We start from the raw sequence: 25,539 nt of genomic DNA, 5'->3' as shown, positions 1-25,539 counted from the left end.
ATAGCCAAAGTTGAAAGAAAAGGCTCAGCCTAAAGTCAGGCTGAGCAATAATTAAGAGTGAGCCAGTTAAGATTAGTTAACTGTGATGTAGCCTTTCTTACCAGCGATAGCTTGAGCTTCGCCTGAAACCATCCAGTCCAAAAACTTTTGAGTTTCAGCTGTAGGAGCGCCAGACTTGTATAGCACTAGGAAAGGACGAGCAACTTTATAAGAACCGTTCTTAACATTAGCCACTGTCGCAGCTGCACCATCGATAGTTAGAGGATGTACAGATTCGTCAACCGTACCCAAAGAGATAAAGCCGATTGCGTATGGGTTACTTGCTACAGAAACTTTAAGTGCGCCGTTACCGTTGGCAACTTGTGCACGCTGAGAGATAGCCGATACTTTCTTATCGCCAATTTTCTTTTTAAGCTTCATGATGTCTTCAAATGCGCCACGTGTACCAGATGCAGTATCACGAGTGATTGCTACGATTGGCTTGTCTGCACCACCCACATCTTTCCAGTTAGTGATGTCACCTTTGTAGATTGAAGTAATTTGCTCAGCCGTAAGAGCAGATACTTCGTTATTTGGGTTTACAACAACTGCGATACCGTCACGAGCGATAACGAGCTCTTTCAGGTCAACTGTTTTTTCTTCTGCTTTAAGTTCACGAGAAGAGATACCTAGGTCAGCACTTCCATTTTTTGCTGCTTTGATGCCTGCAGAAGAACCTGGAGCTTGAATTTCGATGAACACTGGTTCACCTTTATTCATGAAGGTTTCTGCAAAAACTTCAACCAGTGGAGAAGCACTGTTAGAGCCAACTACAGAGATAGTTTCTTTAGCTGAAGCTGTATTCACTGTTAGAGCGCCTAGTAGTGCGATTGCACCGATAACTGTCTTTTTCATCACAAATTTCCTTTAGTGGCGTTATTGCCGTAATGTTGTTTTGCTTGAACGGTGCCCACTTTAGAATCTGAATGTGACAGTTGTGTTTCACTTAATTGAAGCCTAGATGACAACTGCAATTTATTTTCTTGTTTTATCCTTATTTAGATGCCTTCAAAGTAATACATTGCCTTGTTCTATAAGCACTAAGTATTTACTCCAACCAAATGAAAACAACCCGCTCAATTAACCATCACTGCTTATATTTACATAGGACATGGGCAACTCACCCTTATTGGCCTTATCTTTACAAAGGTTAAAAAAGCTTAATTGAATGATTAATAATCAATACTTATCAAATACCTATCACATATATATAAATCAAATCTATTACTGATTGAATTGTCATTCTCAGAAGTTAGAATCACCCACTAATAACAATAATAACAATTGCTTCTACTCATTTATTTATTCAAAAAGGGACATTACATGCGCCAACTTCTCAGTGGCTTATCTATAAAAATACAAATACTAATACCTGTACTCTTTTCCGTCGTATTGCTCTTGGCGGGGGTTATTATCGGTGGTGACAAACTAGAAAATGCCTTCAAAGAGGTATCTATCGCAACAGACCAACTGATCCTACACAAAGAAGAACTCAGCGAAATCGTCGACAACAGCTACGGTATGCGCATCAAAGCGATCTACAGCTTGTTCAATGCAGATGATGTGAAAACCTTGGTTCAAACTCTTAATGAGAAGCGCGCTCTAAACACTCGCCTATTGAACTCATTAAACACTGTGCCGGGGATGCAAGACGAAGTGGCAGCGATGAGTAAGGCGATGAATCACTATGTCGACTTTTCTCGTACAACAATGCTTCCTTTATTAAAGATAAAACATGGTAATTCAGTTCTGTCTTCTGACTTCGATGCACGTTACCAAGTGGCTATTGAGCAGTATCGTCATGCAGGTAACGAGATGGTGCAAGCCATCAACATCCTATCTAAAAAACTCAACTTACTTGCAACGCAAGAAGTGGACATCAATGGTCAGCAACACACCAATACACTTGATACGGCAACGTTTGCATTGTTGGTTATCCTTTCAGTTGCACTGGGCATCAGCTGGGTACTCGCAAGCATCATTGTTAAACCAATCAGCAATATTCAAGCAACCATGCGTGAAGTTGCTAAGGGTAACCTGTTAGTTAAAGCAGAAGAGTATGGCGACAACGAGATCTCTCGCCTAGCAAAAGACGTTAACCAATCGGTAGACCAACTGCGTGACACGGTAAGTTCACTATCTCGGATCAGTATCGAAGTGGCGTCAGCATCGACAGAGCTCGCGGCTGTAATGACACAATCAAGCGCAAACTCAGATCAAGAGAAGCAAGAAGTGGAGCAAGTTGCTTCTGCTGTAAACCAACTTGAGAGCACAGCATCGCACGTAAACGAGAATGCAGTACAAGCCGACTCAGCTTCCAAGCAAGCCGACGAAATGGCAACACACAGCATGAGTTTGTTTAACGAAAGCAACAAAGCCAATGAGCAAATGGCGATTCAGCTTAGCGAAGCGGCAAACGTTGTCGGCACGCTGAAAGAGCACTCGGAGCAAATAGGTAAAGTGATAGAGGTGATTCAAAGCATCTCAGAGCAAACAAACCTTCTTGCGCTTAATGCAGCAATTGAAGCAGCTCGTGCTGGTGAAAGTGGCCGTGGTTTCGCTGTGGTAGCCGATGAAGTTCGAATGCTGGCAGCCCGCACACAAGATTCAACCAAAGAGATCCAAGCGATCATCGAAGGCTTGCAGGTTCAATCGGGCAACGCCAATGAGAGCATGAGCAGTTCACTGTCTATGTTAGAGCATAACCAAACGCTCTCAGGCGAGGTGAGCGCAGCCCTTTCTGGTATTGCTAACTCAGTAACCGACATGACAGAAATTAACACTCAGGTTGCCTCTGCCGCAGAAGAGCAAAGCCAAGTGACTGCAGACATCAACCGTAATATCTCAAACATCTACAGCCTAGTAAGCCAAAACGTAGCGGGAATTACTCAAGCTGCAGCAGCAAGCCACGAATTGTCTAACCTTGCCGAACTGCAGAAACAACAGTTAGGATACTTTAAGGTTTGAATAAAAGCAGATTTAATCGACTAAGAGGAGGCCTAACGGCCTTCGTCCTCTCAATGTAGCCTTACAAGCATGGATAGTAGCAGAGCTGTCAACTTCACCGCCATTCCTGACTATACTCGACGTACAAAAAAGCACCACCATGTTGGCGGTGCTTTTACATCAAGTTCAATTTACTGGTCTTCGTCGGTTACTAATAAAACGGAATATGTGCTAGAAGGAGCATATTCATAGACCTCACTATTTATAGAATCAAACGCGATTACTTGCGAACCATTACCATGTGGAGTGCTGCTCCAAATATAGCCAGCCAAATCGCCAGCTTCTAGATCATCATAGCCACTGGCAAATGCGGTTCCGTTCAGCGCGGGGCCATAACAAGCATGCTCTGTTAGTGCTACTAACTCCTTAATGTTCGGTAGTCGCCAGTTCTTTTTGCCGCCAAATTCATATAATGCATGATTGCCATTTTCATCACGAATCTGTTTTGCTGTAAGTAGCGCACTCTGCCATATCACTTTATCAGCAGCACCAGTACACGCTTCACTGTTCTTGTCCCAAGTTCTACCTACCGGGCAACGCATCCAAGTTAGACCCGTTTTAAGGTCTGTCACAATACCTTCATTAGAGTAAGTGTATCGTGTGTTAGGTGCAGATTTAGAAAAATCAACAGCGCACTCTTGAGCAGCAAAAGCCGTTTGAGAAACTAACGCTAGAGATAATACGGAAATTAGTTTTTTCATCTTACTGACCCTTTACTGCAACTAGACGAATTGGAAATTGGTAAGACGCACCGCTATCTTCATCAGCTTTATCTGTATAGATTTGATCAAAACTAATGTTGCCTCGGTAGTCTCCTCTGGTAACAATAAATGCAAAGTATTTTGCAGTATCGTCACCAGCTGTTGAATAATTTATGTAACTAAAATCCTGAACCCACATAGAGCCGGCTTCTAAATCAGGACTTCCTATCCCTTGATTTGGGAAATAGGCATGGTTTAAGCCATATAATTCACCGTCAGAGTCTCGCTCAGTCTCACCGAAATCTAATACATCGTACAATTCTAAATATGTAGGCAAACGCCATTCATTTACACCACATAGTGATTGTTGATTGATATAAGCCGCATACTGGCTCGTTGAACAGATTTCATCACCGGCAGCAACACAACCTACAGCAGCCAAGTCTTCAGAATATGGCTTAAAGCTATCTGACTCGTAAACAAACGTACGGTCTTTAAACTGTACTGAGTTAGTATCAGCACTCTTGTTTTCCCAAATAAGTCCCGTTCTCTCATCTAAAGTACAAGACCATTCCGTTGCATCCGCCGCTAGAGTTGCACCTTTGTCATCAAGCTTCACGAACTTGAAACCAGCACCCGTTGTTGTTTGAAGGTCGTCGTTATCAAATCCATACTCGGCATCCTGACCAGGGAAATCGGTCTGAGCGTCTGCAACGTCGCTAGCACCATCGGCAAAGTGCAGTACTGCACCCGTGTCGTTCGAACCTGATGTTTGAGCAGCAACAAGAGATAGCTCTTGAGTAAATGCCGTAGTTTCAGCAGCTGATAGTAAACTTGAAACAAGAGATTTATTTTCGTAATTCAACTTCTTAGCAACTAGAGCGACACCTTGAGTCATTTCCTCTACTTTCATCTCAGTAAGTAGCGCAGTGGTATTCTGCTCAAGGTTGGTTAGCTCATTTACCGTTGGATCAGACATCACTGTTCCGGTTAGCGAGACACCCGCACTTGTTACTTGTGCTTTGACCATTTCATCGGCTTGGGCGACCGTTTCACCATCAATAACCAGACTAGCAACTAGAGTAGTAACCGCATTAATAGAGTTACCTGATGCTAAACCTTGGCCCGGAGCGGCAATACGCAGTGTTTTGCTCGAACCAGCATCGACTTCGGCAAGAATGGTGCTATTTAAAATGTTTTTGTCTGTCGAAGTCAGCGTAAATTGACCTGTATTGTCACTTTTCGCACTTGGTTCGTTACTATCACATGCGAAGTTTTGGTTTAAATCGATACAAACAGGAGTATCAAGCAGGGAACCTTGAGAACGAATAGTACCAGCAACATCGTAAGTTGGTGCCGCTGAGTCACTACCAGAGCCACCGCCACAGCCAGCAAGGGCAAGCGATACAGCAATGAAAGAATATTGTAACTTCATAGATTTATCTTCTTTTAATTAATAGTTTGTGGCTTATCGAGAGCGAATCACTCTCACCATTGATAGCATTAGCAGGACAATCAAACCCAAAGGTGAACCACTACCACCTGAGCTACCACTACTGCTTTCATTAGTGTTATCAGTGTTACACTGATATTGAGCAAAGTGACTCACACCCCACTCTTCCAAGACCCCAGAATTTCCTGAAACACGATCAGAAACTTCAAGGCGCCAAGTTCCCCAGCTCGGTTCACCGACAAGCTCTTTTAACTCGTCGTCATACTGAGCTGTGAAATAACCTTTAAACCCCTTACTGCTGCTTGATTGGTGGTTAAGTAGCACCACCGACTTACCTTGAGGAGAAACCAATTGGACATGCAGATCTTCTAGCGAGGCATGTTCAATATTCAGATAGACAGCAAAGGTGTCATCGATCTTTGCTTCTTTGTCAGATAAGGTTTGAACAAAAATTTTGTCACCCTGCGCTGGAAGCGTTGAGTTTGAAGCGGTTGGCTGTGTGGTTAACTTTGGAAGACCATTAACCAACTTAGTGCTGCTTTCCCATTGGTTCGTTTTTAGATCTGCACCAAATTGATAGTCTAGCGAGATTTCAGAATCGAATTGCACGCCACAAGCAAAGTTAGAAGGTAATGAAACGCTCATACTTGATGAATCAGATACAGTTTGATCAATGTCGAAAACCGACTCACTGTTCAGTCGCCATTGACCTTTCACCGTCGCTTGGCGACCATTTTGTGCCAAATGCACAGTGACATCATCACCTTCACCGATATAGCGATTATCGTAACGAACCACAAAAGGAGGCTTCAATAAGTTATGTTGATTAAAGCTATCAGTAAGAAATTGAGCATACTCTTTGTCTGGAAACAGTGCGTTAGCAGCAAATACCGTCGACTCAGCGAGATCATGCATTTTTACGCCACGACCGACACCATAAAGCCCTTCAACAACAACGGCGTCGAACTCACGAAAAACGCTATCTGTGCCATCACCATAACGCTCTATAGCAGCTTTTAAAGCTTGGAAAAGCGGAGTTGACCAAAGTTCGTCACCCAACTCTCCTCCTACACTCACGTGGGCAGGGTATTCTGCTCGTTCAAAGTAGCGCGCGCGCTGATTCCACAAACTACGAGTAGTACGGCGAACACCAAACAAGCCATCCCAGTTAAACACGGTATCCAGTTCGAATTCTTGTCCACGACGAGAAGCGTCTAAGTATTGTGAACGATAGCTCGCACTACCAGCCCAATAATCACCGACACCTTCGCCGATTGCACCAGTATGACCGTAAGCCCAATCCGGTACGGCTTGGTAATGAATACCGTGTCCAAGTTCGTGTAAGACAACATCTGAATCAACAGCATCTGGTGAAGCACCGCCGATACCAAAAGTGACCACCCTCGGACCGTAATAGTATGATGAGTTATCGAGAGACAACCCTCTTCCATCAAAGCGCAACGGGTCGTCAAACAATTGATAAGACAAACTTTCTAGATATTTCAAAGACGTATCAAGGTGATAGAAAGCCATAATCTGTGGAAAAGCATCATCACCAAAACGCACATTTTCAATGGTTTCAACGCTATCGAACGATTGAACACCTTCTGGAATCAAGAAACCAGAAGTGTCTCGAACCGGTTCTCCTCCATCAGAGGGCACAGTGATCAACGCTGTAACATCAACCTGGTTCAGCCTTGAATTAGACAAATAATAGTTACCACCAGATTGCAGAACTTCAATGGACTTCGTTACATATTCGATTGATTGGGGGTATTCTGAAACCAATGACCAAGTCGATGCAGGCGCTTCCTGTTGCTGCATCGTTCTTAAATCGGGATCAAACAGAAATACATCGACGTTAACCAAACTCCCCGAGCTCAATGCGGGTGGCGCTTCCGCTTCAAGAGAGCGTGGCGCTTCCATTTTACCAGCAACGGTAGGCACACCTGACCTTAAGATTGTATCTTCAAAACTCTTGAATACACGCATGACGCGTTGTGTCTTATCGGTAGTTACCACTACTGTGCGTTGCGGCTGATATTCACCGTTGACCCAAACATTAAAATTGAAATGTTCGCCTAGCTGCGATTCTGTTTTGTAGCGAAATACAAAATCGCCAAACTCAGAATAATTGGAGTCGAGGTAGCTTTTGACTGCCGACTGATCGTTTAGCACAACGTTAGCTGAAGGATAATCCCACTCAGCAGCTTGAACGATCGGAGCGCACGCTAGAACAAGTGATATTGCTAATGGCTTAAGTTTCATAAATCCGCCTTAAAACTCGTATCGAGCATTTACAGTGAAGTAACGCCCAGGCTCTGTAGAGTAGTGCTTGTTCGAATCAATAACGCCCGCTACGTCTTGGTATCGGATGTATTCTTTGTCAAACAGGTTGATTACGTTTGCAGAAACATCTAACCCAAAGTTCCAAGAGTAGCTGACGCCCATGTCGACTGTTGCCCAGCCAGCCGTCGTAGCACAATCTGCAGCTAGACCAATATCAGTTTCACATTCCGGAACCTTGTTCATCGCTTGTGCCCAATTCAACATGGTGTAAGCAGAAAGAGATTCACTATCGTAATTAAGTGTAAAGTTGCCTTCCCACGGTGTTAATGTGCGGATTTTCTCGCCTTCATCATTTTCTCCATTAACAAAGCCAAGTTTGGTAGTAACACTCCAAGATTCATTCAAACGTTGCGCAGCTGTCGCTTCAAAACCATAGGTCTCGACCCCACTAACATTTTGATATTGCTTGTAATATACCCCATGGTTATTCATATCAGGAGAAGACGTTATCTGCTTAATATCGATGAAATCTTCAAACTTTTGATAGAAGGCAGCGGCATAAAGCACTGTTTGACCATTGTCGAACTTACTCCCCAACTCAAATGAATCACTGGTCTCTTTATCAAGATCCTCATTAGGCACAATTTCAAACGGTGTGATGGGCACAAAATCGTGGTTCTGATAGCCATAAATCTTGTCGTAAGTTGGCGCTCGGAAACCATGGTTATAGGAAAAGTATGCGTTCAGTGAATCTGTAACTTGATAAGCGAGAGACAAACTCGGTGAAAACTCACCTGTTGTCTTATCGCTTAATTTATACCCTTCGATCGTACCGTCAGAGTCTGGGGTAATTTGGTGAATATCAAAGCGCGCACCCGCTGTAATTGTCCAACGATCTACTTCAATCACATCTCGTAGATGCGCAGCAAAGACATAAGAACGTGCAGACGCAAAAGGCTTCGCATCTTTCTGAGTTAGACCATTCCAGTCAAGAATTTGTGAGTTACTTGGTCGTTCATGAAAAGTAGTATCGAAGCTCACGCCATAAGAGAGTGTGTGATAAAACCCCGAATCAGAGAAAGAACTGATAAAGTCTGCATCCGCGCCAATAACTTCATCAGTGAAGTGACGATCATCGATCAATCTACGAAATGCAGTAATATTACCTTGCTCTTGCGAAATAAGAGCATCCACCGCTTCGTCAGCTACGGTATTGCGCCAATAAACTTTTGTATCGAGCTCTTCAAACCATGAGTCTGTTGGAAAATATTCGGCACCCACGTAGGCAGTGTAAGATTCGGTATAGGCTTGTTGGTCGAACTCTTCTGTTTCCCACTCACCATCTTTTTGGATTTTAGCTAGACCTTCTGGTCTACTAAGGTTGTCTTTGTAGTAATCAATCTTACCTTTTAGCATAAGATTGTCTTGTGCCCAGTAGTTCAAAGTGTAAGCACCGCTAACACCATCAATATCGCGCTTGTTTAAGCTTTCATCGTAGTTTCGCGTTTCCCCACCTTCCCAGTACGCCAGATTGATCAAACTCTCAAAGCTTTCAGATCTAAAAGCAAGCTTAGTTGCACCACGGTATTTATCGCTAATTCCAGTGTAAGTGCCGGAAACGTCGCTATAAAAATCGCTATTTTCAAGGTAGTCACCTGGTTTCTTCGATTTAATAACAACAACACCACCAATAGCCCCTGAGCCATGAACAGAAGAGCTCGCACCTTTAACAATTTCAACACTGTCAATATCATCAAAATCAAACGAGTTGCGGCCTACTTTGTCGTTAATGTCGTTTGCACCAAAACCATCCGAAGATTTTATTCCATCTTTAACCACTAAAATGCGGTTGCCTGTCATACCACGGATAGTAATATTCTGAGGTCTGCCTGCCCCACCACTCACGCTAACACCCGGCTCATTTTTTAAGGCATCGTATAGCTCTGTCGCGCCTGTTTTTTCTATCTGTTCACCATCAATGACAGCCACTGAACCCGCCACTTCAGATAGGGGCTGTTCGATTTTGTTCGCCGTAACAACGACCTCTTCAAATTGAAAAACTTCAGATTCGGCGTGTGCGAGGTTAGCAGCTAGTACACTCAGTACAGCCGCTGATAGGGGTGAAAGCTTCATTTACTGCTCCGCTTTAGTCTTTTTATGCGTAAGTGATAATAGGAATGCGTATTCGAACGCTTGTTGTGATTGGGACTGTCGCCTGTCTGTCGAGTGTCCTTGAGTAAAATTTGTCGATAATAGGTAAGGGCCGCTTCCAGTCGTAAGTTCACTGAGTTTTGCGTAATACTTAGCCCCTTCCCAATAAGGTACGCGGCGGTCATTCAGGCCAACCTGAATCAATATTGGTGGGTAGTTTTGCTCGCTAAGATTCAGATAAGGGTCATATTGCTGCATTACCTTCAATTCATCGGCGATATTTGGGTTGCCCCACTCACCGTACTGCTGAGCCGTTAGAGGTAATGCAGAATCAGACATGCTGTTCACAACATCGACAAAGGGCACTTTAAGGACAGCACCGTCAAACAAGTCAGGAGCCTGATTTAAAGCTGCAGCAACAAGAGTGCCACCAGCACTTCCACCCATAGCATAAATAGGGCGCTTACCGAGATTGTATGCAGTCAAATCACGAGCAGCGGCGATGAAATCCAAGATGGCATTTTCTTTTTTAATTCCCTTACCTGCTTGATACCAAGCGTCACCATAGAAGCCACCACCTCGAACATGTGCAATCGCATAAATTACACCCTCATCAAGTAGGCTAATGGTTTGGGACATAAAGTAGGGCTTCATCGTCATGCCATAAGCACCGTATCCATACAAAAACACTGGAGAGGTCTTAGTCAATTTGTCTTTGCGATAAGCCAGTGTGACTGGAATCGTTACCCCACCAGAATTCACCATAACTTGCTCGGTTTGATACGCTGATTGCTGGTATTGAGGGTAATCGTCTTGAGAGAAGCGTTCTCGTTGTAAAGTATCAGTATTCAACCGGTCCCACTTCGCTGGCTGAGTCAAAGACATACTGCGAATATGTAATTTGTTACTCTGGTAGTCGCCCACTTGGCTTACCCAAGCAACTTGGCCTGCGTCAGCCAATAACTGGCTTGAGCGATAGCGATTGTCATTATCGAAGAAGTGCAAAGATTGAGACGCGCCAATCTGGCTAACAACTACAGCGCCAGACTCAAACAAATAGAAGTTACTGATTCTAGATTCGTCCGTTGGTTTAAAAACCGTTCGCCAAAGGTTGATATGTGTAGCCTGAGTAAGTGGTGCAGAGTAAAAAGCAAAATCATTGCGCTCGTGATTACTGTTGGCAAACAACATAGAACCCGCAACATCAACGTAGTATTCCACTCCCGCTTTGCGTGGTAAAAGTGGTTCAGAGACTTCGCCGCTATCAAGGTTTAACAAACGTTGCTCGCTGGAGTTTTCACTGTTTGCCTGAACCACAGCAAATTGCGTATCACTAGAAAGGTAATACGAAAGCAACCAAGCGGAATCCAGCTCTTCCGTTAATTGAATCGGCTTTGACTCATTTAAGAAGTATTTTGTTAGCGCATATGGTCTCGAAGTTTGTTGTTCAAGTTGAATCAAATACAGGGATTGACCGTCTTTCGACCACGCAAGCGAACTGTCTACATTTTGAGCTACTGATGTGACTTGCTGAGTTTTAAGATCAACAACACTCACTCGATACTGTTCAGTGCCCGTAATATCTTCTGCTATCGCGAGCTTGGTTTTAGTTGAGTCGAGTGCCCAATCACCTAACTGATAGTAATCATGCTCGGCAGAACGAGCATCAATGTTAAGCAACTCGGTCAAATCCTCACTCCCAACTAATCGGGACAACAAGGCTCTTTTGCCCTTGTGATTTAGGATCGCATACTCGTAACCACCGATTTCCTGCCATGGTTTATCGGCGCGTTCAGGGCGATTGTCTTGCCATTTCTGTTGTAGGGATTCACTCAGAGATCGAATACGTTCTTGATATAAATGAGTTTTATCATTCTGTTGATTAAGATAATTGAGTACTTTACTTGCACTACGAGAATCATCTCTGAGCCAAGAGAACTGATCAGATGCGCTAACCGCTCCCGTCAGTAAGAGCGCAAAAGCTAACAACACACACGCTTTCATAAATACAACAAATCCATACGCTAATTTAATAAATTTCGCGTATATTGCACCTAAACGATAATGAGATAAATTATCATTCACATTGATGTGTGAGATTAGTCACGAGAAAGGCATCAATTAATGATGAATTACCATTTTAATCATGGAAGGAATTTATATTTAGATAAGCCTGATAAATCAGTCGATAGTGTTAATTTCAATCATAAAATTGACCATTTACAGAATAAGCAAACGTTTACTAAGTTTGTTAAGCAACTATCTCCACTAAGGCAATTATGAAAACTTGAATAACGTCGTTAGATCAGTAAACCTTACTGACCGTTTTCCGCGGCTCTAATTCTTTCGATAGCTTCTACCCTTCTAAGCTGTTGTGGCTGAAAATGAGCTTCTCTAAGCTGGGCAATCGTCTCTTTTTGTTCAATTTCTGAGAGTGATAAGCCATTCAAAATGTCATTTCGTTCAACAAAGTAAATTTCTAAAGTTTCTTCAAAGCTCTCTTTTTGTTGATCGAGAGCTTCAAGCCTCTGTGTCGCCTCTTCACCAACCAGTTCGTTTCTCTTCAAGTATTTGCCTTGTTCATCTAGGACTTCTGAGCTGGATAATTGCTGTAATAAAACCTGATTTTGATGACTGACTTGAACATAATCGGGTTGTTCAGATAGGTAAGATTCAAGCCTTTGCTGATATGCTTGTTCTTCTAGCCCTTCTTGTTTCATAAGTAACTTTTCTAAAGCGATTTCCCTCATTTTATTGTCATGGGTAAACAGAATACTTATCTCGCTCTCACTGAAAAATTGAGTTTGAAGGTCAAGCAGGGCTTGATTAAGTGCGCGTAAGCCCTCTACGGATATTGAGGTTGTGTCGAATTGAACATCCAATGCTGTCAGTGCCGACTTGTACTCAAGATACTTTGCGAACAATGCTTCATCGACCACCGCTGCTTGTGTTTGCTCATGGTGATTCGCCACATTGTCACGAATCTCTTCGAGGGTTAATTCTGTATTACCTGACACGAAATATTCCATCATGTCTTTGGCTGACGCACTATCGATTTCGGTATCTTGTTGAGAGGTAACCTTTAGTGAGGAGGTGTTCTGTTGTTTGTTGTTTAAATTTAGATTGTCTGTTTGTTCGGGCAAAAAGGTTACATATAAAAAGACCACCGCTGTGCTCATCAGGGCTATCGTAGTTATCGACAAAATGGCGGTCTTTTTCATTATATTTTCCTTATGATCTTAACTTTTGGGCAGTGCGACCTACAGGCCAGCCAACTTCAATCGATTCGCGTGTTGGCGATATAGCGTCACGGGATCGGTCTCAAAGAGATGATGGATGCCCAACAACCCATTAATCTCGTCTAGATGGTTCATCTTGTAATCATCACCAATCACTTTGCCCAAATGCGCGCTGCATGCTCACACTAAGCCGTCATTAGGTTCGTTAAAGGCTAAACCAAGGATTGTCATCGCTCCGTCGGTAGGATCAAGAAGGTTGGTAAAAGTGGAAGATCCTGTCCATGAATAGTAATAAACACCGTTGTTTGCTTGCCATTCACCATCACCACACGCAGACGTCGGAACGCCTTCAGGGTAAAACTGATTGAATGCAAGCGAACCTTCAGTGGTCAATGCTTCAAGGGAAGCAAGGCCATCTTGATCAAGATCCGTTCCGCCAGACAACAGGTTGATGAGCGTCGTCAACCCACCAGCCAACTTAACCGCAATACCTTCCGCGGCTGAACCTTCTGATACGGTTCCACGCACGAGGTCGGCGACTTTCGAGCCTTTATGCACACCACCAATGCTTGTCACTGAAGCAACCAAATCAGGACGTACTGACGCCACATAACGCGCTGTTGGTCCGCCGTGGCTGTGACCAACCAGGTTCACCTTACTTGCTCCCGTTACTGCTAACAGCGTTTCAACCTGGCTGAGTAATTGTTCGCCACGGACCTCAGAACTGTTGGTTGCAGAGACCTGAGCGACGTATACGCTCGCGCCATCTTTGGTTAGGGATTCAGGCACGCCGTAGAAATAGTCGACACCCGCTAATGTATCGAAACCAAACAAACCATGTACCAACATAATGGGATATTTCGTTTCCGTGTATCCGCTGGCTTCTAATGCAGATGCGCTCGTTCCGGCATAGACACCAAAACTGGATAGACAGGCTATCGTCCAAATAAATATCTTTTTCAATGCTCTTTCCTTAAACAGACTAGACCTCTGATGAGTAAAGAAAACCGTAGTTGATGATTTTATAAAACAGAAAGTAGCAACTCGATATTTGTGATATTGAACTTGAATTAAACAGTTGTGATGAACATTGATCCCACCAAAGTCACAATAAACGAAAAAACAAGTAAGTAATTGATTAATAATCATTAAGTGAGATAACTATTAATATTGAATGTTAATAAAGTAGGTATGGACTCTCGTCCAGAGAAAAATTAAAGAACGCAAAGGCGTTGAAAGTTGGATCTGTGCAACAATTATGACACTTGCTTCATATGAGTTATTGACGCAACAATGAGTAATGTTCAATACATTGTCTAAATGATATTTATTCTTATTATTAATAATAAAGTAATTAACCTTACTTACTTTGCTAAATGAGTACTCTAAAATGAAGAAAATGATCTTGGTATTTACGTTGACAATGCCTCTAATTGCATCAGCTATCGCAGATACATCAATGCCTCTAGATTCAACAATTCCTGACGAAGTAGCACAAGGGCAGATGCTTGATACACGATCATATATCAGATGCTGGTACCGAACCGACATATCGAATGACTCCGTTGCAACTGATTGGAAATGGGCAAGAAACGAAGATGGCAATTACTACACTATAGATGGATATTGGTGGTCGCCTTCATCGTATAAAAACATGTTCTTTAGTGGAACACCACAATCAGAAATGGAACAACGTTGCGAAGAGACACTAGACATCCAGCATGATGCCGCCGACATCACTTATTTTGCAGCAGACAGTCGCTTCTCCTATAACCACTCAATATGGACGAATGACGAAGAACTCCAAGATAATAAAATTAATCGAATCATCACCTTTGGGGATAGCCTTTCTGATACTGGAAACGTATTCAACGGTTCGCAATGGGTTCTTCCGAATGCCAACTCATGGTTCTTAGGTCACTTCTCAAATGGCTTAGTCTGGACTGAGTACCTAGCTAGAGAGAAAAACATACCTCTGTATAACTGGGCAGTTGGTGGGGCAGCAGGCACAAATCAGTATGGAGTCCTCAAAGGAGTTTATGACCAAGTCACGTCGTACCTGAAATACATGGAAGCCGCAAAGAATTACCGTCCAGAAAACTCATTATTTACTTTGGAGTTCGGCCTTAACGACTTTATGAATTACGAACGATCGGTGGCTGATGTAAAAGCTGATTTCAGCAGTGCTCTAATTCGTTTAACAGGAAGTGGTGCTCAAAACATTTTGCTCTTCACCCTCCCTGACGCCACAAAAGCTCCACAATTTAAATACTCAACAGAAGACGAAATTTCTATTGTGCATTGCAAAATAATTGAGTTTAACCTCTTCATCAAAGAGCAAGCTGAGTATTACCAAGCTAGGGGAGTCAATGTCGTACTTTTCAATGCTCATGATCTGTTTAACCACATTACTGAAAACCCGCAGCAGCATGGATTTCTGAACGCTACGGATGCATGTTTAGATATTCAACGCCATTCGGCTTCCGATTACTTATATCGCCATAGCTTGACTAATGATTGCGCGACCTATGGCTCAGACCGCTATGTGTTTTGGGGGGTGACGCACCCAACTACCGCAATCCATAAATATCTAGCGGATAATATTCTCATGTCTTCATTTTCGACCTTCGACTTTGAATAGATGCAAAGATAAGAGTCCTTTCAAGCTTTTCAGAAATTAAAAGAGCATAGGGCAAGATAAAGAGAGACGAGAAATAGACAAAATACCGATACAAAAAAACCGCCATCATTGGCGGTTTTTATTTGCATCAACCTTTCAAAGCTAAGCTTTTAGGTCACGCAAGTTGATTACTCGTCGTCCACTTTTGGTGCGACTTTCTTCTTAGGGATAAACACGGTATCACCCACAGCCACATTTTGGTGGAAGCTCTTATCGCGCTTAACCGGTTTCTTAGGCGTTTTCTTAACTTGGGTGTTGGTCTTCTTCTTCGCAGGCCCGCCTTTAGCAAAAGCAGGTTTACGAGGCTTAATACCTTTAAATTTACCTTTCAAGCCTTCAAGTACTGAGAAAGTCAGATCTTGTTGAAGGTAAAGCTCAACACGCTTAAAGCTGTCCCAGTCTTTTGGACCAACTAAAGAGATCGCATCACCTTTGTTACCTGCACGACCAGTACGACCAACGCGGTGCACGTACTCTTCTGTATGCTTAGGCATATCAAAGTTAATCACGTGGCTTACGTTTGGAATATCGATACCACGTGAAGCAACATCGGTTGTTACCAAGATCTTGTAAACCGCACGCTCAAATTGGCTCATGATGGCATTACGTTGCGTTTGGTTTAAGTTGCCGCTCAATGCCACAGCTTTGAGCTTCTTCTCGTTCAACTTATCCGTTAGACGGTCAGTATCGGCACGAGTTGCAGTGAAGATCATCACCTGACGGTATTCAGCTTCTTCAATCACACGATCCAAGATCGCTTCTTTGTGATCAAGATGGTCACAAAGGTAAAACTTCTGAGTGATATCAAGGTGCTGTTCGTTAGAAACACCAACAGAGATACGCTTAGGTGCGTCAAGCATTTCATTTGCAATGCCATTCACTTCCGCGTGATCAAGCGTCGCAGAGAACATCAACGTTTGACGACGACGGTGCTTAGCTGCATTCGCAATGCGACGTAACTCAGGTGCGAAACCTAAATCCAGCATACGGTCAGCTTCATCAAGGATTAGCGTTTCAACACCATCTAAAAACAGTGAGCGGTGCTCAAGGTGATCCGCAAGACGACCTGGAGTCGCAACAATAAAACGAGGGTACTTACGTAGAGCTTTAACTTGGTCGTTAAAGTTTTCGCCACCCAAGATAAGTGTGGCTTCGTAAGACAGACCGCCAAGCATGCTACGCAGCTCGCCGTAAACTTGTTTTGCTAGCTCACGAGTAGGAGCCAAAATTACACCACGAGGATCTTTAGCAGAAAACGCTTTTGTTTTTAATGCTTTATGTATCATCGGCAACACAAACGCCAATGTTTTTCCTGATCCCGTTTTTGATGAAGCCAATAGATCCTTACCAGCAATAGCAACAGGGATCGCTTTTGATTGGATCTCTGTCGCCTTCTTGAAGTCGTAATGTTTTAAGTTCTTCAGTAAGCGGTTATCTAAGCCTAAATCTTTAAAGTGCAAAGGACTCTCCAGTCATGATGGTATTGAATAAAATTAATTTAACGTGACATGATACCGCGAAAGTACTTTATAAGGATAGAGATCACAGTAAATTTATCCCTTTATCTAATGTTAGCCAGAATATTGTATGTACCGCGAACAAAGGGGTGACTCACCTTTTCACTGTATTATTACCGAGCCACACACGTCATCTCAAAAGTGAGACTGATTGTGATGCCTAGCTAATTACCTCAAAAATTTAGCAATTTCTTTAGTTATTGTTTTTGCAGTTAAAAAATTAGTCGCTACAATCATTAATGAAGCGACTATATGATAAAGAATGTATAGCGCATCTTTTGATGATAAATAAGCAAGGAGTTCTTATGAATAAGATGTTAATCGCAGCTGCAGCCTCAGTATTTATTTTAGCAGGTTGTTCTTCAGAGCCTGAAGAAGCAGCGATATCAGAAATGGACCAACTAACTAACCAAGTTGCTGAGCTAACCAGCGAAGTAGAAGCACTTAAGAGTGACAAAGCGGCTGCTGAAATGAAAGCTCAAGAAGCATCAGCTGCGGCTATGGCAGCAAAAGAAGAAGCGGATCGAGCTAACGACCGTATCGACAACATTGCTGAGTCTTACACTAAGTAGTTGAGATAGAAGCTCAATGAAGCTGTAGATTTCAAAAGACGTATATACATACAGTAAATTGAAAACACCACCTCTTTTCGAGGTGGTGTTTTTTTATTGAGAGAGGATGGTTCATTTTTAAAACTCAATCACAGGTGGTGCGATTTCAACAGGCACACCGTTTTGAGCAAAGATCACCGCTTTCGCCTTTGAATTAGAAAGATCTGCGTCTTCAAGCCACCATTTTAATTCAACAGGGATTTGCAGTAATTTCTTAGAGCCATCACTTCGCGTCAATGGTTCATGAGCTTCAACAAATACACTTCTATCGGGCTCTAAAGACACCTTAATCGGCTCGTCGATTATTGTGACTTGTTCACCACGACTCACCTGTTCAAAAAGCCACTCAATATCTTTAGGTTCCATACGGATACACCCAGAACTCACTCGCAAGCCAATACCAAAGTCTTTATTGGTACCGTGTATCAGATAATCACCAGCACCATAAGCAAGTCGCAATGCATATTCACCTAAAGGATTTTCAGGCCCAGCAGGAACCACTCTTGGTAACTCTATCCCTTTCTCTAAGTACTCTTTACGGATTGAGTTTGGAGGAGTCCAAGTCGGGTTTGAACGTTTTTGGCTTATCTTGGTGATCATCTCGGGAGTATCACGCCCTACTCGACCAATACCGACCGGGAACACATGCACCTGATTCTTCTCAGGCTCAAAGTAATACAATCTCAACTCAGCAAGATTAATCACAATGCCCTTTCTCGGAGTGTCCGGCAGAATCAAAAAGCTAGGAATGCTTAACACATAACCTTCAGCAGGAAGAAAAGGATCGACCCCTTTGTTTGCCGCCATCAAAGAGAGGAAGCCAATATCGTATTGCTTTGCGATAATAGCCAACGTTTCACCCGCTGCGACTTGATGTTGCTGTATTCTGCCCACAATACGACTTTCTTTTGGTGGCAACTCAAAAGTTGCAGCAGACCCCCACGACGGAATCATCGCGCCTGCGAGTAGAAGAGTTGTTACCAGACTGAACAAAGTCTTTCTCACAGTATGCAAAGCGATCTTGCGCAGTTGTATTTTCATAGCGAGCAAAGGCATCAAGTTAGCGCAATACGACATACAATTCCTTGGTTTGTCTTTTATCAAAGTTTAGATTATCGCTGATCAAACGTCTCTACAATGTATTGTTGTCTCTAAACTAATATGCAATAGGTTTATATTTTGAGATTTTTCTGTAGATAGCTTGCAAATTACCCATACAAAATCGATTGCCTTTAAGGTTTCAACACATTTGGTTATCAATATTAATAAAACTATAATGCCGGATCTATTTTGTGACTAAAGTCTCACGAGACCTCGTTTTAACTCGCTAATATTGCCTCAACAAAACGAATTCAATTCAACAGAATCGGTAATTGATTAAATCCTGTTCCTATAATTACCGTTTAAACTTTGGAGAACGACCATGGCTACACCTCATATTAATGCTCAAGCTGGTGATTTCGCAGAAACAGTACTTATGCCGGGCGATCCGCTTCGCGCAAAATACATTGCTGAAACATTCCTTGATGACGTGAAGCAAGTTTGTGACGTTCGCAACATGTTTGGTTACACAGGCACTTACAAAGGTAAGAGAGTTTCTGTCATGGGCCACGGTATGGGTATCCCATCTGCTTGCATCTATACACACGAGCTTATCGCTGAGTACGGTGTAAAGAACGTAATTCGCGTAGGTAGCTGTGGTGCAGTACGTGACGACGTTAAACTAATGGACGTTGTTATCGGTATGGGTGCTTCTACTGACTCAAAAGTAAACCGTATTCGTTTCAACAACCATGACTTCGCTGCTATCGCTGATTTTGGTCTTCTAGAAGAAGCAGTAAGCCAAGCACGTGCTCAAGAAGTTCCAGTTAAAGTTGGTAACGTATTCTCTGCAGACCTTTTCTACACTCCAGAAGCTGACCTTTTCGAAAAAATGGAAAAACTAGGCATCCTTGGTGTTGATATGGAAGCGGCTGGTATCTACGGTGTTGCTGCGGATCTTGGTGCTAAAGCGCTAACAATCCTAACAGTATCTGACCACATCATCCGTGGTGAGAAACTAAGATCAGAAGAGCGTCAAAAATCTTTCAACGACATGATGAAAGTTGCTCTAGAGACTGCAATCAACATCTAACGATTTGATAAAAGATACATTGAAAAGCGTTACCCCGCAGACAAGCTCATTTGGCTGCTCAAATAATCCCGAGGGGGAGATCGTGTCTAACGACAAGCTGCCAAAAGATGCGGATGGTTTGCAACTCAACTTTTGTAAAACATTGGCGTGTGACAACTTTGGCTTGAGCGATGCAAAACGGTATGTTTTGCAACACGCTAACCCTAAGCGTCCAGCGATGGTTTGTCGTGAATGTGGAGCTTTCCCCCCCTTACTTAACAATCGTGAAGTGTTAAGCGAACTTCATCGCCTGAGACAACTTCACAGCGATGGCCTTCCTGCTTGCCGCAATGATGATTGCGATAACTTTGGCCTATCGGTTCATACCCACAAACATCTTTATCATGCTTTCGGTTACAGCGGTGACAGGCAGCGTTATCGATGCAAAGATTGCCAATCAACCTTCGTTGATAAGTGGTCAGGATCCAATAAAAAACTTCAGTTTCAAGAAAACCTCATGGGCTTATTGTTCATGGGCTATTCCGTACGTGAAATCTGTAGAAAACTCGAGATCAATCCAAAAACTTTCTATGATCATGTTGACCATATCGCGAGCCGTTGCCGTCGCAAATTAGCGATGATCGATGCTCGATGGGTTAATCATGCCAAAGACTATCAACTTGCTTCCCATTATCAGCGCTTACAACCACAAAGTAATAACGGTGTGGTCTGGATCGCAACGGGCGAAGCGCATTCTGGCTATATCCTTTGCCAACATGTCAATTACTCTCAGAATGAAGAGCCTACGGGAAATGTTGACCACAACCCGTACGACGATGTGGCACGCTTTGTCTCAAAAGACCACTCATCAGAGGCAAACCTCGAACTTCCTCATCCTTCTGAGAAGTTGAAAGAGCGTATTGAGCAACAGTATCAAGTGATCCTTGCGAGAGGCAACGTTGAGGACCCTATGGGCAACCTCACTACGTTTAGCTATCCGTCTAAAGGGGCACTCATTCGACCGCCTTACACCTCTTATGCACACTTCTTACATGTGTTGGATATGTGTGATGAGAGTAAGCATGTCGCCATTTATATGCCACAAGACCCATTACTAAGATCTGCCGCCCTAAGCGTTTGTTTGCCGCGTATACAGAGTCAAAATATTGATCTTATGTATGTAGAGGAAGATCTTGGCTGGCAAGACGATCAAAGTTTTGAAAAGATCGACATTGTACACATGAGTTGGTGGCGCGATCGCTGGGCTATTGCCAATCAAGGTGATAGCCAGAAAGGTATTTGCTACCTAACAGGTAACAATCCAGAACCAAAACAGTGGTTTAATACTGCATCTATTCAACAAACTAAGTTCTATCAACAACGCTTCCAAGTTCTGTTTGATAGCTTCATTAATGAGCCTAGGCGTAAACTTCGTCCAGGTGGCATTCTTCCATTACTCGACATATTCAGAGCTTGGCACAATCTGTGCTATCAAGATAAGCAAGGGCTAACTGCGGCACAACGTTTAGGCGTAACTGAGCAGCCATTAACCCTAAAGCAACTACTTTCATAGACAGCTATAAACTAGACATTTATTTGGGAACTCATTGATTTTAAAGTAACAACATGAGGTAACACCCATAAATAGAAAAGATACATGTTCCTTATATGCTCTACGAAAGATAATTAGTGCTTATCCTAAACCACACTCTTATAATGATTGTGTTATCAATATGTTCGATAATTATGGATCTAAGCCTTGGACAAAAATCAGTACCTTCTTGAAACAGAACTAGAACAACTCAAAACTCGTGTCGACTCTGAACCGTTGGTGATCCTTGAGATTGCACAACAGTGCCTCGTCAGATCAGAGCAAGTTCTGTTTGAAGAGGGCGCGATCCAGTCGCTGATGCTGATGGCTAAGTGTTGCTGGAACCTGATGGATTACCAGACAGGTTTAAAACACATCAAAGAAGCTTACAAAAGACAGAGCCGCTTAGACACCGACCTTTTCCTCCCTGAAATACTTCACCTACATGCGCTCCAGTTCTGGGGACAAGCCAAATATTATTCAGCTCAACAGTTTTGGATAAATGCCTTAGAACAATCAGCTTTGGTTGATGAAGTTGAGATACAAATTGAATGCTTGATTGGCCTCGGCAATATTTGGCGAATGACTAACGAATACAAGCTAGCCCGCTCTACCCATCAGCTCGCCGTAAAAGTGGCGAACATTAGCCGAATTGGCTGGTTAGAGGGCAAAGCTAGAATACTGCTCGCTTGGGATTACTACTTGCTCAACAATTACGTTGAGATGTTATCGGTACTGGATGGAGCGGAAGAAGCACTTAAAGAACATAAAGATAACACCTGGCATGCCGAAGTCTGGGACTTTAGAGGCCTTGCCCTACTTGGTTTAGAACGTTTAGACGACGCAGAACGAGCAACAGCCAAAGCGCATACACTTGCCGTCGAGCACAACCTAATTTGGATGAAGGCGCACTCTTATATCAGTCGAGCTCGATTAGAGCTTCTGAGAAAAAGATCTGAGCGCGCCGCTGAGTTGCTCAAACTTGCTGAACAATCTGCAAACGAGTTCGACAATGGTGAATTGCTGAGCCAGATCTGCTATCAACAATCTTTGGTTGCAGAAGAAAGCCAAGATTTTAAAGCCGCGTTAATCGCATTCAAGAAATACCGTCAATACTCTATCGGTATGCTTCGAGAACAAACGACACGAGTTGGCCTAGATAAAGCGCGAAGCTCAAAACGCCAACTTGAACAGAGAGCACGAAAGCTTATAAACCGCATTCGTGGTCAACATGAATACGATCCAGAAAAGCATTTTTCCTTTGTCGTCTCTGAGACGTTTTGGTGGGAGCAATTGGTTCTCTTCAAAACAGAGCTCAAACGCTCGAATCACAGCATCATCATGTTTCAACACGTAGACCCCGACTACTTGGATGTCTGTACCGAAATCGCTCATACCCTATGTAATCAAAACGATTTCATTTCAAGGCTGAGCTCTGAACGTGTCGCACTGATGCTTTCCGAGAAAGACGAGGCGGCAGAACAAACCTTCAAAACTCTAACCACCATGCTTGATATGTTCCCTTGGCATCGAAAAGGATTAAAAGGTTCAAAACCTACCGTCAGCCTCAATGATATTTTGACGTTCCCGTTCACTCTTGAACAATTAGAAGAAGATGATGCCGAGGTAAGAGATTGATGGAAACGCTATTAAGTAAGATCACTGACGCAGGTTTAGATCCGTCATCGGTATCGGGCGAAGAAGCGATCATATTCTGGGACCACATTCGCCAGCACGTTTCGACAACCAAAACAGAACAAGCCCACTGCTATATCATCAGTTCAGAATACCGTGCTGAGTTGCAACAAAACCAAGCCAGTATTGATGAACTCAGATTGGCACTCGACCTGCTCCACTTGCCTACCGACATCGAAGACATCCTTACGGTGAAACCAGCCTAAGTGATCGTCTCGTCGAAATTGGAGACTACACCTCTGCTCTGAATGAATTCATCAGTTCATCATCAATCGCTGTTGAACACGGCTACATTGATGAATACGTGATGGCAATTTTGGGAATGGGCAACCTGTGCGACGCCTATGGTGATCACAACCGTGCGCTACGTTACTATCAAAAGATCAATAGCATCGATCACGCAATAAGCAGTCGTTCACTTCGCCTTAAGTTCAAGCTGCATATGGTCGCAAGCCTTCTGCTACTCAATCGTATTACGGCGGCTACCGATTTGCTCAACGAATGTGAAGAGCTGAGCATTCTCGTCAGCGACAAGTTGTTGACCGCACAGATAGCGCTTTATCAAGCCAAGGTGCTTCGTGCTAAGAAAAAGTACCATGAAGCACTACGCTGCCTATCTAAGGTTCAATATTCAGCAAAGAATACACAAGCAAGCTGGTTAACCACCATGACTCGCTTAGAGCTCGCACGCTGCTTAAGTGCAATCAATTGCATATTTCGGAGCTATCCGACCGCCTATTTCGGTTTTAATCGACCACCAAATCCGTTTTTAACCGACCACTCATTTCGGTTTTAATCATCCACTTTTCGGTGTGTTTCCGAAATCGATGGTCGATTTACCGAAATAAACCTCTTTTCTCTTTTAAATCAATAGGTTTAACCTGAGTCTTTCATGTTGAGAGCACTAAGGATAAATCATGCCGAAAAAGAGAATGCCAATGAATAAAATTAAGGAAATATTACGCCTCCGATACGAGTGCAATCTTTCTAATCGACAGATCGCCGCTTGCCTCAATATTGCTCATTCCACTGTATCCCAGCATCTATCCCGATTTAAATCCAGTGGCCTCACGTGGCCACTGGAAGAGACTCATCATGAAAATCAAGTCACCCAAGCTTTGTTTGATGGTCGCTCATCTTCTCAGCATAAAGTGATGCCTGATTTCACTCTCTGCTACTTAGAATTGAAGCGTAAAGGGATGACTAAAGCTTTGCTTTGGGAAGAGTATTGTCATCAGCATCAAGACAAAGCCTATGGCTATACACAGTTCTGCGAACTGTATAGACGTTGGCTAAAGACACAAAAACGCAGTATGCGCCAACTTCACCATGCTGGTGACAAGCTCTTCATTGACTACTGTGGCCCGACGATCCCTGTTGTGAATCCAGATACAGGAGAATGCAGACATGCTCAGGTATTTGTCGCCACTTTAGGGGCGTCAAATTACACCTATGTCGAGGCGAGTGAGAGCCAAGGGCTTGAACACTTCCTCATGGCTCATGTGAATACCTTTAATCACTTTGGTGGTGCTCCGAATCTACTTGTACCTGATAATCTGAAATCTGCTATAACGAAAGCAGACCGTCATAGCCCTATCCTCAATGAGAGCTACCGAAAACTGGCACAACATTACGGCGTTGCTGTGATGCCAGCCAGGCCCTACAAGCCTAAAGATAAAGCCAAAGCTGAGAACGCAGTTCTCATCGTAGAGCGCTGGATAATGATGCGCCTTCGCCACCAAGTGTTCTATACAATGGCTGAGCTGAACCTGGCTATCCGAAAGCTGATGCATGACTTAAACCAACGAGAGATGAAGCAGCTTGGTGTCAATCGACATGACTTGTTCAACAAAGTTGACCGTCCAGCGTTAAAACCACTGCCATCGCAACCATATGTGTATATCGAAACTAAACGAGCAACCGTCTCCCCTGATTATCACATTCAATATAAAAAGCACTTCTACTCTGTGCCGCACCAACTTGTTGGGCAACAAGTTGAGCTTGAAGCAACGCATCAAATAATACGTATCTACCACAAAGGGAGCATTGTTGCTCACCACTGCACAAGCCAAAAAGAATATGGTCTCTCTACCGTTTACGAGCATATGCCAAGCAACCATCAATACCAATCATGGACACCCGAGCGTTTTATCCGTTGGGGAAAATCTATTGGGCCAGCCACAGGTGAACTGACTCAGATGTTGCTCAAACGCCCAGAGCATGAAGCATTGGCCTTTAGAAGTTGCTTTGGGTTACTAAGTCTTGCCAAAAAGCACTCAGACGCACGGTTAGAACAAGCTTGCCGAGATGCCTTAGTGACAGAGAAGCCATACCTTGGCTTCGTCAAAAACTTATTGAAGAACCATCGTGAAGGCACTCTCTCTCAGCCTTCCACTGATACACCAAACCTTAAACACACTAATGTTCGTGGTTCCAACTACTACCACTAGGAGA

General features: G+C 43.3%; 16 protein-coding genes and 2 pseudogenes. 8 read left to right on the top strand and 10 right to left on the bottom strand.

Translation table 11 applies throughout. The features are described from left to right. Nucleotides 1–72: 72 nt before the first annotated feature. Nucleotides 73–894 carry a phosphate ABC transporter substrate-binding protein gene (locus ACMAZD_RS19970; protein ID WP_435250302.1) on the bottom strand — a complete coding sequence of 274 codons (822 nt, stop codon included), beginning with the start codon at nucleotides 892–894 and terminating at the stop codon, nucleotides 73–75. A gap of 468 nt (nucleotides 895–1,362) precedes the next feature. Between ACMAZD_RS19970 and ACMAZD_RS19965 the strand changes: the two genes are divergently transcribed. Continuing rightward, complete coding sequence (locus tag ACMAZD_RS19965; RefSeq protein ID WP_435250301.1) at nucleotides 1,363–3,006, top strand: methyl-accepting chemotaxis protein; 1,644 nt, start codon at nucleotides 1,363–1,365, stop codon at nucleotides 3,004–3,006. A 170-nt stretch (nucleotides 3,007–3,176) separates the two neighbouring features. Here ACMAZD_RS19965 and ACMAZD_RS19960 read toward each other — a convergent pair whose 3' ends face one another. The 7 genes and pseudogenes from ACMAZD_RS19960 to ACMAZD_RS19930 form a co-directional block, all read right to left on the bottom strand. Further along, a complete protein-coding gene (locus ACMAZD_RS19960; protein ID WP_435250300.1) occupies nucleotides 3,177–3,746 on the bottom strand; it encodes a DUF1566 domain-containing protein in 570 nt (189 codons plus the stop codon). A 1-nt stretch (nucleotide 3,747) separates the two neighbouring features. Next, nucleotides 3,748–5,181 (bottom strand): Lcl domain-containing protein, encoded by a 1,434-nt coding sequence (locus ACMAZD_RS19955; protein WP_435250299.1) that lies wholly within the window; start codon nucleotides 5,179–5,181, stop codon nucleotides 3,748–3,750. 33 nt (nucleotides 5,182–5,214) lie between these two features. Beyond that, nucleotides 5,215–7,467: a proprotein convertase P-domain-containing protein gene (locus ACMAZD_RS19950; protein WP_435250298.1), complete on the bottom strand. Its 2,253-nt coding sequence runs from the start codon at nucleotides 7,465–7,467 to the stop codon at nucleotides 5,215–5,217. Between the two features lie 9 nt (nucleotides 7,468–7,476). Continuing rightward, entirely contained in the window at nucleotides 7,477–9,621 is a 2,145-nt protein-coding gene (locus ACMAZD_RS19945; RefSeq protein ID WP_435250297.1) for a TonB-dependent hemoglobin/transferrin/lactoferrin family receptor, read from the bottom strand. Further along, nucleotides 9,622–11,643 carry a prolyl oligopeptidase family serine peptidase gene (locus ACMAZD_RS19940; protein WP_435250296.1) on the bottom strand — a complete coding sequence of 674 codons (2,022 nt, stop codon included), beginning with the start codon at nucleotides 11,641–11,643 and terminating at the stop codon, nucleotides 9,622–9,624. It lies immediately after the preceding gene. A gap of 311 nt (nucleotides 11,644–11,954) precedes the next feature. Beyond that, nucleotides 11,955–12,860, bottom strand: a complete 906-nt coding sequence (locus ACMAZD_RS19935; RefSeq protein WP_435250295.1) for a lipase secretion chaperone — start codon at nucleotides 12,858–12,860, stop codon at nucleotides 11,955–11,957. A 39-nt stretch (nucleotides 12,861–12,899) separates the two neighbouring features. Further along, a pseudogene (locus tag ACMAZD_RS19930) lies at nucleotides 12,900–13,841 on the bottom strand (esterase/lipase family protein). A gap of 427 nt (nucleotides 13,842–14,268) precedes the next feature. Between ACMAZD_RS19930 and ACMAZD_RS19925 the strand changes: the two are divergent. After that, complete coding sequence (locus ACMAZD_RS19925) at nucleotides 14,269–15,519, top strand: SGNH/GDSL hydrolase family protein (RefSeq protein ID WP_435250294.1); 1,251 nt, start codon at nucleotides 14,269–14,271, stop codon at nucleotides 15,517–15,519. 167 nt (nucleotides 15,520–15,686) lie between these two features. Here the strand turns inward: ACMAZD_RS19925 and ACMAZD_RS19920 are convergent, their stop codons facing one another. Next, on the bottom strand, nucleotides 15,687–17,018 hold the full coding sequence (locus tag ACMAZD_RS19920; protein WP_017104563.1) for a DEAD/DEAH box helicase: 1,332 nt from the start codon (nucleotides 17,016–17,018) through the stop codon (nucleotides 15,687–15,689). 362 nt (nucleotides 17,019–17,380) lie between these two features. On the opposite strand from ACMAZD_RS19920, the gene ACMAZD_RS19915 reads away from it, so the two are divergent. Next, complete coding sequence (locus tag ACMAZD_RS19915) at nucleotides 17,381–17,647, top strand: Lpp/OprI family alanine-zipper lipoprotein (protein ID WP_435250293.1); 267 nt, start codon at nucleotides 17,381–17,383, stop codon at nucleotides 17,645–17,647. A 117-nt stretch (nucleotides 17,648–17,764) separates the two neighbouring features. Here ACMAZD_RS19915 and ACMAZD_RS19910 read toward each other — a convergent pair whose 3' ends face one another. Further along, complete coding sequence (locus ACMAZD_RS19910) at nucleotides 17,765–18,763, bottom strand: L,D-transpeptidase family protein (RefSeq protein WP_435250292.1); 999 nt, start codon at nucleotides 18,761–18,763, stop codon at nucleotides 17,765–17,767. Nucleotides 18,764–19,109: 346 nt separating this feature from the next. On the opposite strand from ACMAZD_RS19910, the gene deoD reads away from it, so the two are divergent. From deoD to istA, 5 genes and pseudogenes are all read left to right on the top strand, one after another. Further along, entirely contained in the window at nucleotides 19,110–19,820 is a 711-nt protein-coding gene (gene deoD, locus ACMAZD_RS19905) for a purine-nucleoside phosphorylase (RefSeq protein ID WP_435250291.1), read from the top strand. Nucleotides 19,821–19,902: 82 nt separating this feature from the next. Next, entirely contained in the window at nucleotides 19,903–21,372 is a 1,470-nt protein-coding gene (locus ACMAZD_RS19900) for a transposase (protein ID WP_435250290.1), read from the top strand. Nucleotides 21,373–21,558: 186 nt separating this feature from the next. After that, the gene (locus tag ACMAZD_RS19895; protein ID WP_435250289.1) at nucleotides 21,559–23,028 is read left to right on the top strand and encodes a hypothetical protein; all 1,470 of its coding nucleotides are present in this window, start codon (nucleotides 21,559–21,561) and stop codon (nucleotides 23,026–23,028) included. Next, nucleotides 23,028–23,791, top strand: a pseudogene (locus ACMAZD_RS19890) (GGDEF domain-containing protein); the annotation flags it as partial. The gene ACMAZD_RS19895 and the pseudogene ACMAZD_RS19890, both read left to right, overlap by 1 nt. A 211-nt stretch (nucleotides 23,792–24,002) precedes the next feature. Beyond that, nucleotides 24,003–25,535 (top strand): IS21 family transposase, encoded by a 1,533-nt coding sequence (istA, locus tag ACMAZD_RS19885; protein ID WP_435247818.1) that lies wholly within the window; start codon nucleotides 24,003–24,005, stop codon nucleotides 25,533–25,535. Nucleotides 25,536–25,539: the final 4 nt, after the last annotated feature.

It is taken from the genome of Vibrio sp. nBUS_14, from assembly GCF_051201655.1.
Lineage (GTDB): Bacteria > Pseudomonadota > Gammaproteobacteria > Enterobacterales > Vibrionaceae > Vibrio.
This window is presented reverse-complemented; position numbering and strand designations above follow the sequence as displayed.

Excerpts from the sequence above, each read along its gene's own strand:
- ACMAZD_RS19970 (WP_435250302.1), bottom strand. The coding sequence starts at position 894 with ATGAAAAAGACAGTTATCGGTGCAATCGCACTACTAGGCGCTCTAACA.
- ACMAZD_RS19965 (WP_435250301.1), top strand. The coding sequence starts at position 1,363 with ATGCGCCAACTTCTCAGTGGCTTATCTATAAAAATACAAATACTAATA.
- ACMAZD_RS19960 (WP_435250300.1), bottom strand. The coding sequence starts at position 3,746 with ATGAAAAAACTAATTTCCGTATTATCTCTAGCGTTAGTTTCTCAAACG.
- ACMAZD_RS19955 (WP_435250299.1), bottom strand. The coding sequence starts at position 5,181 with ATGAAGTTACAATATTCTTTCATTGCTGTATCGCTTGCCCTTGCTGGC.
- ACMAZD_RS19950 (WP_435250298.1), bottom strand. The coding sequence starts at position 7,467 with ATGAAACTTAAGCCATTAGCAATATCACTTGTTCTAGCGTGCGCTCCG.
- ACMAZD_RS19945 (WP_435250297.1), bottom strand. The coding sequence starts at position 9,621 with ATGAAGCTTTCACCCCTATCAGCGGCTGTACTGAGTGTACTAGCTGCT.
- ACMAZD_RS19940 (WP_435250296.1), bottom strand. The coding sequence starts at position 11,643 with ATGAAAGCGTGTGTGTTGTTAGCTTTTGCGCTCTTACTGACGGGAGCG.
- ACMAZD_RS19935 (WP_435250295.1), bottom strand. The coding sequence starts at position 12,860 with ATGAAAAAGACCGCCATTTTGTCGATAACTACGATAGCCCTGATGAGC.
- ACMAZD_RS19925 (WP_435250294.1), top strand. The coding sequence starts at position 14,269 with ATGAAGAAAATGATCTTGGTATTTACGTTGACAATGCCTCTAATTGCA.
- ACMAZD_RS19915 (WP_435250293.1), top strand. The coding sequence starts at position 17,381 with ATGAATAAGATGTTAATCGCAGCTGCAGCCTCAGTATTTATTTTAGCA.
- ACMAZD_RS19910 (WP_435250292.1), bottom strand. The coding sequence starts at position 18,763 with ATGTCGTATTGCGCTAACTTGATGCCTTTGCTCGCTATGAAAATACAA.
- deoD (WP_435250291.1), top strand. The coding sequence starts at position 19,110 with ATGGCTACACCTCATATTAATGCTCAAGCTGGTGATTTCGCAGAAACA.
- istA (WP_435247818.1), top strand. The coding sequence starts at position 24,003 with ATGCCGAAAAAGAGAATGCCAATGAATAAAATTAAGGAAATATTACGC.